The organism is Campylobacter sp. LMG 17559, from assembly GCF_024723605.1.
In the GTDB taxonomy this organism is placed as follows: domain Bacteria; phylum Campylobacterota; class Campylobacteria; order Campylobacterales; family Campylobacteraceae; genus Campylobacter_D.
This window is the reverse complement of the sequence record NZ_JANQCZ010000006.1, coordinates 65,359-77,708: the sequence shown is the minus strand read 5'-3', so window position 1 is coordinate 77,708 and position 12,350 is coordinate 65,359. Positions and strand designations below refer to the sequence as shown.

Here is a 12,350-nt window from a genome sequence, read left to right as displayed (position 1 = left end):
AATTAAAATTCCAAAGCTTTGTATTCTATAGAAATGATTTCAAATTCACTCTCGCCTTTTGGCAAACGCACTTTAAAATTATCCCCTTCTTTTTTACCAAGCATTGCTTTAGCAATAGGCGAACTAATGGAAATATAGCCTTTTTCTAAATTTCCCTCATTTACCCCTACCAAAGTATAAGTGCTTTGTTTTTCACTTTCTAAATCCTCTACAACAACAGTTGAGCCAAATTTCACACTATCATGCTCGTAAGAAGATGGATCGATGATTTGCGCTCTTGAGATCAAATCCCCAAGTTCAGCTATCTTTCCTTCTATAAAAGCTTGCTTTTCTCTAGCTGCGTGATATTCTGCATTTTCTTTTAAATCTCCATGACTTCTTGCTATGTCTATTTCTTCTACTACTTTTGGGCGTTCAACTTTTTTTAAATGTTCTAATTCTTTTTCTAATTTCTCATAGCCATATTTACTCATAGGTTCTTTTTGCATGATTTATCCTTATTTGATTTCATAAAGTATTTTAGCTAAATTTTTTGCACTTGCAAATTGCAAATATTCTTTTAAAAAATCTACTTTATCAAAAAATGCCTTATAATCGTATTTAAGATAAGCTTGATATAAATTTTCCACATTCACTTGCTCTTGTAAAAATTCAGGATTAAGCTCGCTTTTTCCTGCAAAATCTAAAAAAATATTTGCAAGGCCTATGTGTTTGAGTTTTACAAAACATCTTGCGATAAATACATCAATAGCTTTAGCCTTATAAGCAAGCACAAAAGGTGTGCCAACCAAAGCTGCTTCAAGCGTAGCTGTACCACTACAAATAAAAGCAAAATCAGCATTTTTAAGCACTTTTGGGGTGTTAGTTTGAATTTCAAAGCCATTTATATCCCCATAAAGATCTAATCTTTTTAAATTAAACTCAGGCACACAAAGGATTTTTTTACCTTTAAATTTAGTACTTAATTCTCTAAAAATAGGCATTAAACGCTTTATTTCGCTTTTTCTTGAGCCTGGTAAGAAAGCGATGGTTTTTTCATCATCTTTTTTTGAAAGTATAGAATTTATATCTTCTTGGTTTTTAAACTCTTTTATCTCATCTAAAAGCGGATGACCTACATAAGTGCTTTTACTAAAAAACTCACTATCAAAAGGCAAGATAGAAGCTAGCACATCAAAATGACTTTCTATGATAGGTATGCGACCTTTTTTCCACGCCCAAACTTGAGGCAAGATATAATAAATTCTTTTTACTTTAGAATTTGCTTTTTTTAAAGCTTTTGCAAAAGGTATGTTAAAAGCGGGAGAATCTATACATAAAATCGCATCAATCTTTTGAGTAAGACTTAAATTTACCAGCTCTTTTATAGCTCTTTTGGCTTTTAAAATGAGTGGCAAAACCTCTATAAAACCCATAGCACTAAACTCATGTGAGCTATAAAGTGGCTTGGAATTTAGACTAAATTCTTTACATAAACTCTCATCATAAATTCCTACTAAATCAAATTCTTTATATTCATTTTTATAAGCTTTTAAAACTTCTTTTAAATGCAAATTTGCTGAAGGCTCTAAGGCACAAACTAAAAAGGTTTTCATTAACCTACCTTATATCAATTTTCAAAGACATTTTAACAAATTTTAACTTAGAGTTTAAACCCGCAAAGCGGGTTTAGTTTAATAAAGCGGAGTTGCTTCAACGATAGCAGGGGCAAAGAAAAATAATTCTTTTAATTCTATAGGTACAGAAGGATTTACGGTACAATCATCTAAACCAAAGCGATTTTCTATAGGCACGCGTGCTTCATAAAAAGTGCTCATACATTTTACCCCTCCATGCGTTAAAGACCTAATTTGCACAGCAGAACTTGTAGTAGGCATGATAGAAAAAACCGTTTGCATTTGTCCATCTTGTAAATCTTGCTTGCAAGATTTTGTTCCAAAAGTTTTTTCATCTAAAACAGCCAAACACACATCAGCACCTCTAGGGTTTATAAACTGCACATAACCAAAAGGGCGTTGCACGGCATATCTATCTTTTTCTTTTAACTCATCGCTAAGTATTATTTCTTTTAAAAACCAATTTTGCTCTTCTAATATTTCAGAGCTATATCTAAAAGGGCTTAGTGAAATTCCTGTTTCTAAAGATCTTATAGCAAACATAGGTGTAAAATCTTCTAATTCATCTAAACTAACCTCAGCCCTTAAAAAACTCAAAACCATAAAAAATAAAATACCAATTTTTTTCATCATTTACTCCTAAGGTCTTCTAAAATTCACAGGAAAATGATCAGAAGCTAAAAAAGTCCTAAGTCCTGCTACAGCTAAAAGAGCAATGATTGGCGGTGGATTATACAAAGAAGCTGTATTGGAATTTCCTGTGATAGCATAGTCAATAATCCTTCCGCTAGTTTGAGTATTAGTATTTGGAGGGATCACACGCGTACGCGCTCTTAAATCTGGATCAAGTAAAGAAACCAAAGATCCTGCTTCTCTATTAAAATCACCCAAAATCATCCAATTAATCTCTGGTCTATTTCTAAAAAAACTATCCACAGCACTCACAATAGCTCCACCATCATTACCTCCACTTGCTAAAGCATGTATGCTAAAAAACGCATCATTTCCTATGCGAATTCCTATAATAGGTCTTGAAGCAACGGTTGGAGGTGGTAAAACAAAAACCTCATCAGCTTGCACTCTACTTACTATAGCCATATTCACACGGTTTGCCCCAACATCAACTCTTGAATAATATATAAAAACAGAATTTGGACGGCTTGATGAGCCCAAATTCCACTCATACTCATGAATTGGAATTCCAACTCCCACAGGTTGAACTTGTCTTGGAGTCATTATAGCTGCGCTTGGTAAAACTCCTGCTTCTTGAACAGCTAATATATCCATAGGATTAGCACCCGTTACAAGCTGTCTTATACTAATATTCCATTTGCTTTCAGTAGAAGCTGATGAGCCTTGTAAATTCCAAGTTCCGCTATTATAATTTTCTAAAGCTCCAAATAATAAATTAAAACTAAAAATTAAAAATATTATCTTTCTCATTATTACTCTCCCGTATAAGCATAAGGTGATCTTGTTTGAAAAGCAGGTGCACTTATACTCCATTGTCTATCTAAATTTTTTTCTTTTGATTTCAAACAAGGTGTCAAATAAATACTATAATAGTTAAAATAAAACTCCTCCATTACATTTCCAACCGTTGTTTGTATACATTGTTGGGTAGCATAATTTTGAATTTGATAAGCACCATTACTCATAGGAAAAAGACCCCAATATTGTGCAAAATTACTTTGATCACAAGGATAATGCACAATGCCATTTCCATAAGCATTTAAACAAGTGTTAGTTTTTGCGTTTTTAATCATGACTTTATTATTAGGAAATTCAATGAGTTGCCACACTCTTGCATCACCAAAAGGTTTGCTATCAAATAAATTATAACCCCATATCCAATTGCCTGGATTTAACGCCCAAACAGTTAGCGCAGCACCATTTGGATTCATGATAGTTACAAAATCACTCGCAATGCCTGAATTTTCATACAAAGCATTCGAAGCAAATTTATTATCCGAAGTTAACCTTGGCAAGGGTCCTTTTATGGGATTATCCCCTTTAAAAGTATTTGTAGTAATTACCGGTGGCACAAGCGGTATAGCAGGAAAATGTTTACCTTCTACCAAAGCTGGTGTTTTTTGCTTAGCAGGTGGCGTTGGATTTTTACCTATTTTTAAAGGATCAATATCATTTACACTGCCCAAAGAACGTGCCAAAGGATTAAATTGCTCTTTAGAAGAACATCCAATAAAAAAAGCTACAAATGCACTAAATATCATTATGAATTTAATTTTTTGCATTTTTCCTCCTTGAATTAAATTTAAATATACTATCATAATTATAAATAAATTATAATACAAAACACCACTAATAATTTTTCTTTATTTTAAAAAATATTTTATCACTTGTGTTAAAATTTAAAAAAAGGAAAAATATGAAAGAAATTTTAATAACAAACGATGATGGCTATGAAAGCGAGGGTTTAAAAAAGCTTATTAAAATGCTAAGAAAGCATTTTAAAGCTAAAATCACCATAGTAGCTCCTGCTAGTGAAAAATCAGCATGCTCACACTCCATAACACTAACCAAACCTTTGAGATTTCACAAGGTTGGTAAAAGATTTTACAAGCTTGATGATGGCACACCTGCAGATTGTGTTTATCTAGCTTTGCATGCTTTATATAAAAAGCGTTTGCCTGATCTTGTCATAAGTGGGATTAACAAAGGAGCCAATGTAGGCGAGGATATAACTTACTCAGGAACTTGCGCAGGTGCTATGGAAGCTGTGCTTCATGGAATTCCTGCCATTGCTTTATCACAATTTTACAAAGACGATCAAAAAGAGCTTGATTATAAACTTGCTTTAAAACTTACTAAAAAAATAGTCAAAAATATCTTTGAAAAAGGCTTTCCTTTAGATAAAAAAGAATTTTTAAATATCAACTTTCCTTCTAGCAAAACAGCCTTTCAAGGCTTAAAAATTTGCAAAGCAGGTAAAAGAATTTATAGTTATGAAGCACACTCAAATACAAATCCAAGAGGTGTAGAATACTACTGGCTAGCTGCTGCTAATCTTGATCATGAAAATGAAAAAGACTCAGACATAGCACTTTTAAAACAAGGCTATGCCACAATAACACCTATAATGCTTGATCTAACAGCTTATAATCAAATGAAAAATCTCAAAAAATGGATGAAAAATGGATAGATACACGCGTATAAAATGGCTTGTTAATGAAGAAAATTTTATTAAATTTCAAAATACTAAAGTTTTAGTTTGTGGTTTAGGTGGAGTTGGTGGAATTTGCGTTGACGCGCTTTTTAGAAGTGGCTTTAGCAATCTAACTTTAATCGATGCAGATAAATTTGAAACTACTAATCAAAATCGCCAACTTCATAGTGAAAATATAGGCACAGAAAAAGCTAAGGTCTTTGAACGCATTTACAATGCCAAAGGTATAGTTAGTAAAATCGATGATGATTTTTTGAAAAGTTTTGATCTAAGAGAGTTTGATTTAATCATTGATGCGATTGATGATATACCTGCTAAGGTCGCTTTGGCTAATTTGGTTGATTTGAAAAAGCAAATTTTTATCTCATCAACCGGTGGAGCTAGAAAGCTTGATCCAACGCGTATTAAAACGACAAGTATATTTAAAACACATGGCGATGCCCTAGCTAAAAAATTCCGTTATGAGCTTAGAAAATCAGGATTTAAAGGAGATTTTGATGTGGTATTTTCAGATGAAGAAGCCCATTGTAAAGATCTTGGCTCATTTATGGGCGTGACAGCCTCTTTTGGACTTGCTTTAGCTTCTTTAGCTTTAAGGAAAGTGCTTGATAAGAAAGCTTGATATAAAAGACTTAGCTTCTTGCATCAAGCTTTTTAAGCAAAGCGTATTCACTCTTTGTAAAAATGATTACACAAAAGAACAAATTCATGCATGGATTAATATAAACCAAAAAGCTTGGGAAAGAAAATTTCAAAATCAACTAGGCTTTATTTATGAAGAAAAAGACCAAATCATATCTTTTATAAGTATAAATTTAGAAGAAAAAACACTCGATCTTTACTTTACTCATGCAAACTATGCTCATCAAGGTTATGGCAAAGCTTTATTAGAATTTACTCTTAAAAACTACCCTTATAGTGAAATTTATACTTTTGCTAGCCTTAGTGCTAAAAATTTCTTTTTAAAAGCAGGATTTAAAATCATCAAAGAAAACATTGTTATAATAGATCAACAAGAATTGAAAAATTTTTTAATGAAAAAGGAAATAAATTGAAAAAAATACTTTTACTTTTTAGTCTTTTTTGCTCTTTTGCTTTGGCAAATGAAAATTTAGAAAATCTTTTTAAAGATTACAACGAAAGTGGAGTTTTTATAGCTTACGATGGCAAGGATTATTATAGTAATGATTTTAAAAAAGCAAACAAACGCATCCTACCTGCCTCTACTTTTAAAATTTTCAATGCCCTAATCGCACTTAATGAAGGCTTTGTGAAAGATACTAATGAAATTTTTTATCATTACAAAGGCGAAAAAGTATTTTTACCCTCTTGGAAAAATGACGCAAATTTAGCCCTAGCTATGCAAAGATCCCAACTACCTGCTTATAAAGAATTAGCTAGAAAAATCGGCTTAGAAAAAATGCAAAAAAACTTAAATAAACTTAATTATGGTAATCAAAAAATAAGTAAAATCGATGAATTTTGGATAGATGATTCTTTACAAATTAGTCTTAAAGAACAAGCAAACTTACTTTTTGAACTAGCAAATCTAAAATTAGATTATCCTAAAAATATACAAAAAGAAATTATAAATATAATAAAACTTAGCGAAAATAGCCATTATGAGTTCTTTGCAAAAACAGGCTGGGGTAAAGAAAAATACGGACAAATCGTAGGTTTTATAAAAGATAAAAAAACTCATCAAATTTATGCTTTTGCTTTATGTATGGATATAAGTGATTTTAACAAACTTTATCTAAGAGAAGAATTAGCAAAAAAATATCTATCAAATTTAATAAACTTGGCACATAAAAAATAAAGGATGATAAGTCAAGGTATTTTGAAATTCTTTTTCATAGTTTTTTAAAAATGCCTTGCCTATGAAAAATTTTTCACCCAAAGCATTTACTCCGCTTAATTTCAAATGTCTAAAAAGCTCTAAAGTATGATCAAATTTTAGCTCTTTTAATTCTTCTTTTGCCTTTATGATCTTAAATTTTTTAGAAAGCTTTTGTGCAATTTGCTCTAAAGTTAAATATTCTAGTGATAAATTAGTGCTTTGTTTTATTTGAATGAAATTTTTTTCTCCAAAAGTAGAAAAAAGCAAAATCCCATTTTTATTTAACATATTTGCAAGATTTTCTAAAAGCTCATCTATCTTTAGCCACTGCATACAAGCATTGGAAGCTATAAGATCAAATTTTTTCGTATAAAAATGATGATTTTTAAGCTCATTCATATCAAAAACACCAAATTCATCAAACTTACAAGGATTTTCAAAAGGATAAATATCATTTAAAAAATAATGCTTAAATTTAATACATTCTTGCAAAGCCTTACTAAAAACCCCTACCCCACAGCCAAACTCAAACACCGCTTCAAAATCGCTAAAATCATTCTCACTAATCATTTTACAAAGCTCTTTAGCCATGTCTTTTTGCACAGGTGTATTTGCGCTATAAGTATCTTTTGCTCTTATAAAAGTTTGCAAAGCTCTTCCCAAGTGTGGTATTTAAAAAATGCAAAATGTGGCTCATCAACAAACATTGCCTTTTCTTTGAAAAAATTAAAAGCATGTTTTGGTGGAAAGATTTTATCCTCTTTGCTAATTATGGCTTTATCCCAAGTGAAATTTTCATTTAAATCCTTAGTACAAAACTCATATAAGCTTAAAAGTTCTGCTTTTAAATGCTCGTTTTTTTCAAAGTCAAACTCATCACTTAAACTCATTCTTTTTTCAAGCAAATTTGCTTTAAAATCCTCTAAAGCAAACCTTTTCATCGTAAGTTTAAAAATGGCTTTTTTAATCCCAAATTCATCATTTATAGGTAAATTTGTGCCATTTATGGCTATTTTTTTATCAAATTTTATATCTTTTAAAATTTTACTCGCTACACAAACTCCCATAGAAAAGCCAATAAGAGTGATTTTTTCAAATTTATGAAGATTAATTTCCCAATCAAAACTCGTATAATCATACACCATTAAAACATTTACATCGCTTTTTAAGTGTGTAAAATGGCTAAAATGTGAGCAAAATCCTGAAAAAAATAAAATCAACTCGGATGAATTTGCATTTTCATGTAAAAAATGAGTTTTCAAAGTGCCTCCAAAACCTTTTTTAAGTCTTTTTTCACTAAACCAGCATGCAAAGAAAAGCGAATTCTAGCTGTATTTTTAGCTACGGTTGGCTCTTTAATAGCAGGTGCAAAAACACCATTTTCTAAAAGCTTTTGTGAAATTTCACTAGCTAGTGCATTTTGCCCTAAAATAAAAGATATCACATAAGCCTCGCCTAAAACTGCACCTTTACTTGCTAAAGCATTTTTAAACCAAGCACTTAACTCTAAAAGCTCTTTTCTTTGAGCGTTAAATTCATGCAAATGCTTAAAAACATGCAAAGTCCAAGCTACATTGATAGGTGCAATAGCAGTTGAGTATATAAAGGCTCTTGCTTTGTTGATAAAAAAATCTTTTTCATCACTTATCATGCAAGCACCCATAGAAGCTATAGCCTTACCAAAGGTAAAAACTAAAAAATCCACTTCCTTTTCTAAGCCCAAAAATTTCACATAACCCAAACCATCATCATTAAAACACCCTATGCTATGAGCTTCATCAATGTAAATTTTGATATTTTTAAACTCTTTTTTTAAATTTATGAATTCTTTTATAGGAGCAAAATCTCCATCCATACTAAATAGCGCTTCGCTTACGATGATGATATTTTCAAATTCTTTATGGTGTTTTTGCACTAAGCTTTGCAAATGCTTTATATCATTATGTTTAAACCTTATAAATTTAGCCCCACCAAGCCTTAAACCATCGATGATACTTGCATGCACTTGCTTATCTGCTAAAAATAAAGTATTTTTAATACTTGCTAAAGCCTGCAAACAGCTAACATTTAAGGCATAGCCATTGTTAAAATGCAAGATTTTTCTGCCTAATTTAGCTTCTAAAAAGCTTTCAAATTCATCAAAAATCGCATAATTTCCACTCAAGCTTCTTGAACTTGAACTAAAAAATTCAAATTCTTTCAAATGCGTTAAAAAATCTTGCTTTAATGCTTTTTCATTGCTTAAATTTAAATAATCATTGCTCGCCAAATTTAGCAATTTTTGCCCATTATAAACGACATATTTTCCCTCATGTTTTAATGAGCGTAGAATTCTAAAATTATCTTGTTGTTTTAATGTATCTAAAATTTGTGCAATTTGCATTATTGTTTAAGCCTTGCGTAAGCTTGACAACCTAAATCATTTTTTAAATCACAAGCCTTGCCAAAATATTCTAAAGCCTTAGAAGTGTCTTTTCTAATACCTTTGCCATTTTCATACATAACTCCAAGATTAAAGCAACCCAGGTTATCATTTAAATTACAAGCTTTTACATAAAGTTCTACTGCTTTAAAATTATCCTTTTTTACACCATATCCATTTGCATACATAACACCAGTAGCACTACAACCAAAACCATTGTTTAAATCACAAGCCTTTTGAAAAAAACTAATTGCTTTAAAATTATCCTTTTTTACACCATATCCATTTGCATACATATACCCAAGGTGAGAGCAACCTACATTATCATTCAATTTGCAAGCTTTTTGATAAAATTCTACTGCTTTGAAATTATCTTTTTCAACACCTTTTCCATCTTCATACATGACACCAAGATTAGAGCAACTGATTCCACTATTCAAATCACAAGCCTGTTTGTAATACTTCATAGCATTTATATAATCACCGCTCTCATAGGCTTTAATTCCTTTTTCGAGTATATCCTCTTGCGAATATGCAAAATTTAAAAATAAAATCGCTAAGATAATCAAAACTTTTTTCATACTTTACCTTTAAATTTAAGATAAAAGCTAATTATATAAACATTTTCTAAATAATCCTTTTTCATTTTAAAGCATAAATTTGAGTAAAAATTGTAGTATCATTAGTAATAAAAATCAAAGAAGTAAAAATGAATTTAAAAGAACTAGACTTAAAACACATTTGGCACCCTTGCACACAAATGAGCGATCATGAGTTTTTACCTTTAATACCTATAAAAAAGGCTAAGGGAGTGTATTTGTATGATTTTGATGAAAAATCCTACATAGACTGCATTAGCTCTTGGTGGGTAAATATCTTTGGCCATTGTAATGAATATATCAATGAAAAAATCAAAGATCAACTTCAAAGTTTAGAGCATGTCTTGTTTGCAGGCTTTTCACATGAGCCTATCATAAAGCTTTCGCAAAGACTTTGTGAGCTTTTACCTTTTGATAAATGCTTTTTTGCAGACAATGGTAGTTCAGCCATAGAAGTGGCTTTAAAAATGAGTTTTCAATACCACTTAAACAATGGCTCCAAAAAGGATAAATTCCTATCGCTTAGCAATTCTTACCATGGAGAAACCTTAGGTGCATTAAGTGTTGGTGATGTAGCGCTTTATAAAAAAACCTACGAGCCTTTACTTTTAAAAAGTATCACAACACCTGTGCCAACAAACAAAGACTATACAAAAGAACTTGAAATTTTAGAAAGCGTTTTAAAAAATCATCATCATGAAATTTGTGCTTTTATACTTGAGCCTTTACTTCAATGTGCGGGCAATATGCATATGTATGAGCTTGGGTATTTAGATGATGCGGTTAAACTTGCTAAAGATTATGGTGTGCAAGTGATATTTGATGAGATAGCCACAGGATTTGGACGCACAGGGGAAATGTTTGCACTTGATTATTGCTCACAAAGCATTGATTATATATGTCTTTCCAAAGCTATCACGGGTGGGTATTTACCACTTTCAGTGGTGCTTACTAAAGATGAAATTTATGAGAAATTTTATGGTAGTTATGAGAGTCAAAAGGCCTTTTTACACTCTCACTCTTACACAGGTAATGCCCTAGCTTGTGTAGCAGCTAATGCGACTTTGGATATTTTTGAAAAAGAAAATATCATAGCAAAAAATAAAATCAAAAGTGCCTTTATAAAAACTCAATGGGAGAGTTTAAAAGAATTTGACTTTTTAGGAAATTTTAGAAATTTAGGCATGGTAAGTGCATTTGATATACAAAAAAGCAAATACCAAAGAGCAGGACTTGAAGTCTTTCAAAGAGCCTTAGAAAAAGGCTTGCTTTTAAGACCACTTGCAAATACAATTTACTTCATGCCACCATATGTTATAAATGAAGATGAGATTGCTTATGTAGTGGAGTCTTTAAAAGAGATTTTCAAGGATTTTTGAAAGTTTTTCGCACACTTTATCATCAAATTCTATGATAGGAATTTTAGCGTAATTGCTTATAAAATCCTTGCTAAAAGTATCTTGGGTTTTTAAGATTAAAGCAAGGATTTTAATATCTCTTTGTTTTAGTGCTTCTATACTTAAAAGCGTGTGATTGATACTTCCTAGATAGTCTTTTGCCACTAAAATCGTAGGGTACTTAAACACACTCATATAATCAATCATTGTTTTTTCATCATCAAGGGGCGAAAAAAGCCCACCAGCTAGCTCGATGATGAGTTTATCACTTTGTGGAATTTGTATATCAAAGGCTTTATAGCTTAAATTTTCTAAAATCCTACCTTTGTGCGGGGAAGCAGGGATTTTTAAAAACACGCCTTCTTTGAAAATCTTAGTTTTTGGACTAAACTCAGCTACTACCTCGCTATCTTTTGGCGTGCCTGCTTGGATAAGCTTAAAATAATCAAAACCCAATTCTTTACAAATTCTAGCACTTAGATAAGTTTTACCAACATCTGTGTCTATACCACTAATGTATATTTTCATTTTAAGCCTATGAAAGTATTTTTAAACCCACAGTGCAAGCAATGATAAGAGCAATTAAAAAAAGCTTTAAAAAGCTTTTACTTTCTTTATAAAAAAGCACTCCGATGATAACCCCGCCTGCAGTTCCAGCTCCTGTCCATATAGAATAAGCCACACTCATAGCAATGCTTTGCATACTAAGGCTTAAAAACCCAAACGAAAAACCAAAACACACTATCAAAGCTAAAAGATAAAGCTTATTTTTAGTGCTTACAAGTTGCTTCATGATAATCACACCAAAAATTTCAAAAGCAGTCGCTAAAAATAAAAAAAACCATTCCATTATTTAGCTTCCTTGCTAATGATTTTAAGACCTATGATACTTAAAAGTAAAATGGCTATTAAAGCAAGCTTAGTAATGGAAGTTGGCTCATTGAAAATAAACATCTCATTAAGCACCACACCAACTGTACCAATACCCACAAAAACACTATAAGCAATACTTACTTCAAGTCTTTCGCAAGCTTTTAAAAAACATGTAAAAGATATACAAACCCCAATGGCTGTTAAAGCATAATGCCAAATTTCAGTAGAGTATTTTAAACCACTTACCCAAAAACACTCAACCAAACCACCTAAAATTACCATAAACCAACCAAAATTAGAGCTTATTTTTGTTCTTTCTATCATAATCTACCTTTTTTTTCAAAAGCACAAATTATAACTAAAATTACAAAATAAAAATTTAAGCAAAAAATAATTTTAATAAAAAAAGCTATTGT

At 31.2% G+C, this 12,350-nt stretch carries 17 protein-coding genes; 5 read left to right on the top strand and 12 right to left on the bottom strand.

All coding sequences use genetic code 11. The annotated features are described in order from the left end of the window. Window positions 1-2: 2 nt before the first annotated feature. From greA to CAMP5082_RS04575, 5 genes are all read right to left on the bottom strand, one after another. Window positions 3-488: a transcription elongation factor GreA gene (gene greA, locus CAMP5082_RS04595; RefSeq protein WP_337206040.1), complete on the bottom strand. Its 486-nt coding sequence runs from the start codon at window positions 486-488 to the stop codon at window positions 3-5. Between the two features lie 9 nt (window positions 489-497). Then, a complete protein-coding gene (gene lpxB / locus CAMP5082_RS04590) occupies window positions 498-1,595 on the bottom strand; it encodes a lipid-A-disaccharide synthase (RefSeq protein WP_337206039.1) in 1,098 nt (365 codons plus the stop codon). Between the two features lie 78 nt (window positions 1,596-1,673). Next, a complete protein-coding gene (locus tag CAMP5082_RS04585) occupies window positions 1,674-2,246 on the bottom strand; it encodes a cytolethal distending toxin subunit A (RefSeq protein WP_263706720.1) in 573 nt (190 codons plus the stop codon). A 9-nt stretch (window positions 2,247-2,255) separates the two neighbouring features. Further along, the gene (locus tag CAMP5082_RS04580) at window positions 2,256-3,059 is read right to left on the bottom strand and encodes a cytolethal distending toxin subunit B family protein (protein WP_337206038.1); all 804 of its coding nucleotides are present in this window, start codon (window positions 3,057-3,059) and stop codon (window positions 2,256-2,258) included. A 2-nt stretch (window positions 3,060-3,061) separates the two neighbouring features. Continuing rightward, the gene (locus CAMP5082_RS04575) at window positions 3,062-3,871 is read right to left on the bottom strand and encodes a cytolethal distending toxin subunit A/C (protein WP_337206037.1); all 810 of its coding nucleotides are present in this window, start codon (window positions 3,869-3,871) and stop codon (window positions 3,062-3,064) included. A gap of 134 nt (window positions 3,872-4,005) precedes the next feature. On the opposite strand from CAMP5082_RS04575, the gene surE reads away from it, so the two are divergent. From surE to blaOXA, 4 genes are read left to right on the top strand one after another with little or no spacing between them, the layout of a single operon-like run. Then, the gene (gene surE / locus CAMP5082_RS04570) at window positions 4,006-4,779 is read left to right on the top strand and encodes a 5'/3'-nucleotidase SurE (protein WP_337206036.1); all 774 of its coding nucleotides are present in this window, start codon (window positions 4,006-4,008) and stop codon (window positions 4,777-4,779) included. Beyond that, window positions 4,772-5,425, top strand: coding sequence for a ThiF family adenylyltransferase (locus tag CAMP5082_RS04565; RefSeq protein WP_337206035.1), 654 nt, complete (start codon window positions 4,772-4,774; stop codon window positions 5,423-5,425). The genes surE and CAMP5082_RS04565 overlap by 8 nt, the downstream gene beginning before the upstream one ends. Further along, window positions 5,409-5,858, top strand: coding sequence for a GNAT family N-acetyltransferase (locus tag CAMP5082_RS04560; protein WP_337206034.1), 450 nt, complete (start codon window positions 5,409-5,411; stop codon window positions 5,856-5,858). Before CAMP5082_RS04565 ends, CAMP5082_RS04560 begins: the two co-directional genes overlap by 17 nt. After that, window positions 5,855-6,622, top strand: coding sequence for an OXA-493 family class D beta-lactamase (gene blaOXA, locus CAMP5082_RS04555; protein ID WP_337206033.1), 768 nt, complete (start codon window positions 5,855-5,857; stop codon window positions 6,620-6,622). Before CAMP5082_RS04560 ends, blaOXA begins: the two co-directional genes overlap by 4 nt. Here the strand turns inward: blaOXA and CAMP5082_RS04550 are convergent. Genes CAMP5082_RS04550 through CAMP5082_RS04535 form a run of 4 tightly spaced genes read right to left on the bottom strand, consistent with a single transcriptional unit; the run spans window position 6,596 to window position 9,646 of the window. Beyond that, window positions 6,596-7,294, bottom strand: coding sequence for a methyltransferase domain-containing protein (locus CAMP5082_RS04550; RefSeq protein ID WP_337206032.1), 699 nt, complete (start codon window positions 7,292-7,294; stop codon window positions 6,596-6,598). The genes blaOXA and CAMP5082_RS04550 overlap by 27 nt on opposite strands. Beyond that, window positions 7,279-7,905 (bottom strand): pimeloyl-ACP methyl esterase BioG family protein, encoded by a 627-nt coding sequence (locus tag CAMP5082_RS04545; RefSeq protein WP_337206031.1) that lies wholly within the window; start codon window positions 7,903-7,905, stop codon window positions 7,279-7,281. Before CAMP5082_RS04545 ends, CAMP5082_RS04550 begins: the two co-directional genes overlap by 16 nt. Continuing rightward, window positions 7,902-9,026 carry an aminotransferase class I/II-fold pyridoxal phosphate-dependent enzyme gene (locus tag CAMP5082_RS04540; protein WP_337206030.1) on the bottom strand — a complete coding sequence of 375 codons (1,125 nt, stop codon included), beginning with the start codon at window positions 9,024-9,026 and terminating at the stop codon, window positions 7,902-7,904. Before CAMP5082_RS04540 ends, CAMP5082_RS04545 begins: the two co-directional genes overlap by 4 nt. Continuing rightward, complete coding sequence (locus CAMP5082_RS04535; protein ID WP_337206029.1) at window positions 9,026-9,646, bottom strand: tetratricopeptide repeat protein; 621 nt, start codon at window positions 9,644-9,646, stop codon at window positions 9,026-9,028. The genes CAMP5082_RS04540 and CAMP5082_RS04535 overlap by 1 nt, the downstream gene beginning before the upstream one ends. A gap of 128 nt (window positions 9,647-9,774) precedes the next feature. Here CAMP5082_RS04535 and CAMP5082_RS04530 point away from each other — a divergent pair, with 128 nt between their 5' ends. Beyond that, window positions 9,775-11,043, top strand: coding sequence for an adenosylmethionine--8-amino-7-oxononanoate transaminase (locus tag CAMP5082_RS04530; RefSeq protein WP_337206028.1), 1,269 nt, complete (start codon window positions 9,775-9,777; stop codon window positions 11,041-11,043). Here the strand turns inward: CAMP5082_RS04530 and bioD are convergent. The 3 genes from bioD to CAMP5082_RS04515 are packed head-to-tail and all read right to left on the bottom strand — an operon-like array spanning window position 11,017 to window position 12,258. Continuing rightward, on the bottom strand, window positions 11,017-11,589 hold the full coding sequence (gene bioD, locus CAMP5082_RS04525; RefSeq protein ID WP_337206027.1) for a dethiobiotin synthase: 573 nt from the start codon (window positions 11,587-11,589) through the stop codon (window positions 11,017-11,019). The genes CAMP5082_RS04530 and bioD overlap by 27 nt on opposite strands. Before the next feature lie 7 nt (window positions 11,590-11,596). Continuing rightward, window positions 11,597-11,911 carry a DMT family transporter gene (locus tag CAMP5082_RS04520; protein WP_039619256.1) on the bottom strand — a complete coding sequence of 105 codons (315 nt, stop codon included), beginning with the start codon at window positions 11,909-11,911 and terminating at the stop codon, window positions 11,597-11,599. Beyond that, window positions 11,911-12,258, bottom strand: a complete 348-nt coding sequence (locus CAMP5082_RS04515) for a DMT family transporter (protein WP_039627086.1) — start codon at window positions 12,256-12,258, stop codon at window positions 11,911-11,913. The genes CAMP5082_RS04520 and CAMP5082_RS04515 overlap by 1 nt, the downstream gene beginning before the upstream one ends. Window positions 12,259-12,350: the final 92 nt, after the last annotated feature.

What these genes read in the sequence shown, in the direction of transcription:
- CAMP5082_RS04575 (WP_337206037.1), bottom strand. Translation starts at nt 3,871, where the DNA reads ATGCAAAAAATTAAATTCATAATGATATTTAGTGCATTTGTAGCTTTT.
- greA (WP_337206040.1), bottom strand. Translation starts at nt 488, where the DNA reads ATGCAAAAAGAACCTATGAGTAAATATGGCTATGAGAAATTAGAAAAA.
- CAMP5082_RS04530 (WP_337206028.1), top strand. Translation starts at nt 9,775, where the DNA reads ATGAATTTAAAAGAACTAGACTTAAAACACATTTGGCACCCTTGCACA.
- CAMP5082_RS04565 (WP_337206035.1), top strand. Translation starts at nt 4,772, where the DNA reads ATGGATAGATACACGCGTATAAAATGGCTTGTTAATGAAGAAAATTTT.
- CAMP5082_RS04520 (WP_039619256.1), bottom strand. Translation starts at nt 11,911, where the DNA reads ATGGAATGGTTTTTTTTATTTTTAGCGACTGCTTTTGAAATTTTTGGT.
- CAMP5082_RS04535 (WP_337206029.1), bottom strand. Translation starts at nt 9,646, where the DNA reads ATGAAAAAAGTTTTGATTATCTTAGCGATTTTATTTTTAAATTTTGCA.
- CAMP5082_RS04580 (WP_337206038.1), bottom strand. Translation starts at nt 3,059, where the DNA reads ATGAGAAAGATAATATTTTTAATTTTTAGTTTTAATTTATTATTTGGA.
- surE (WP_337206036.1), top strand. Translation starts at nt 4,006, where the DNA reads ATGAAAGAAATTTTAATAACAAACGATGATGGCTATGAAAGCGAGGGT.
- CAMP5082_RS04540 (WP_337206030.1), bottom strand. Translation starts at nt 9,026, where the DNA reads ATGCAAATTGCACAAATTTTAGATACATTAAAACAACAAGATAATTTT.
- lpxB (WP_337206039.1), bottom strand. Translation starts at nt 1,595, where the DNA reads ATGAAAACCTTTTTAGTTTGTGCCTTAGAGCCTTCAGCAAATTTGCAT.
- CAMP5082_RS04515 (WP_039627086.1), bottom strand. Translation starts at nt 12,258, where the DNA reads ATGATAGAAAGAACAAAAATAAGCTCTAATTTTGGTTGGTTTATGGTA.
- CAMP5082_RS04585 (WP_263706720.1), bottom strand. Translation starts at nt 2,246, where the DNA reads ATGAAAAAAATTGGTATTTTATTTTTTATGGTTTTGAGTTTTTTAAGG.
- bioD (WP_337206027.1), bottom strand. Translation starts at nt 11,589, where the DNA reads ATGAAAATATACATTAGTGGTATAGACACAGATGTTGGTAAAACTTAT.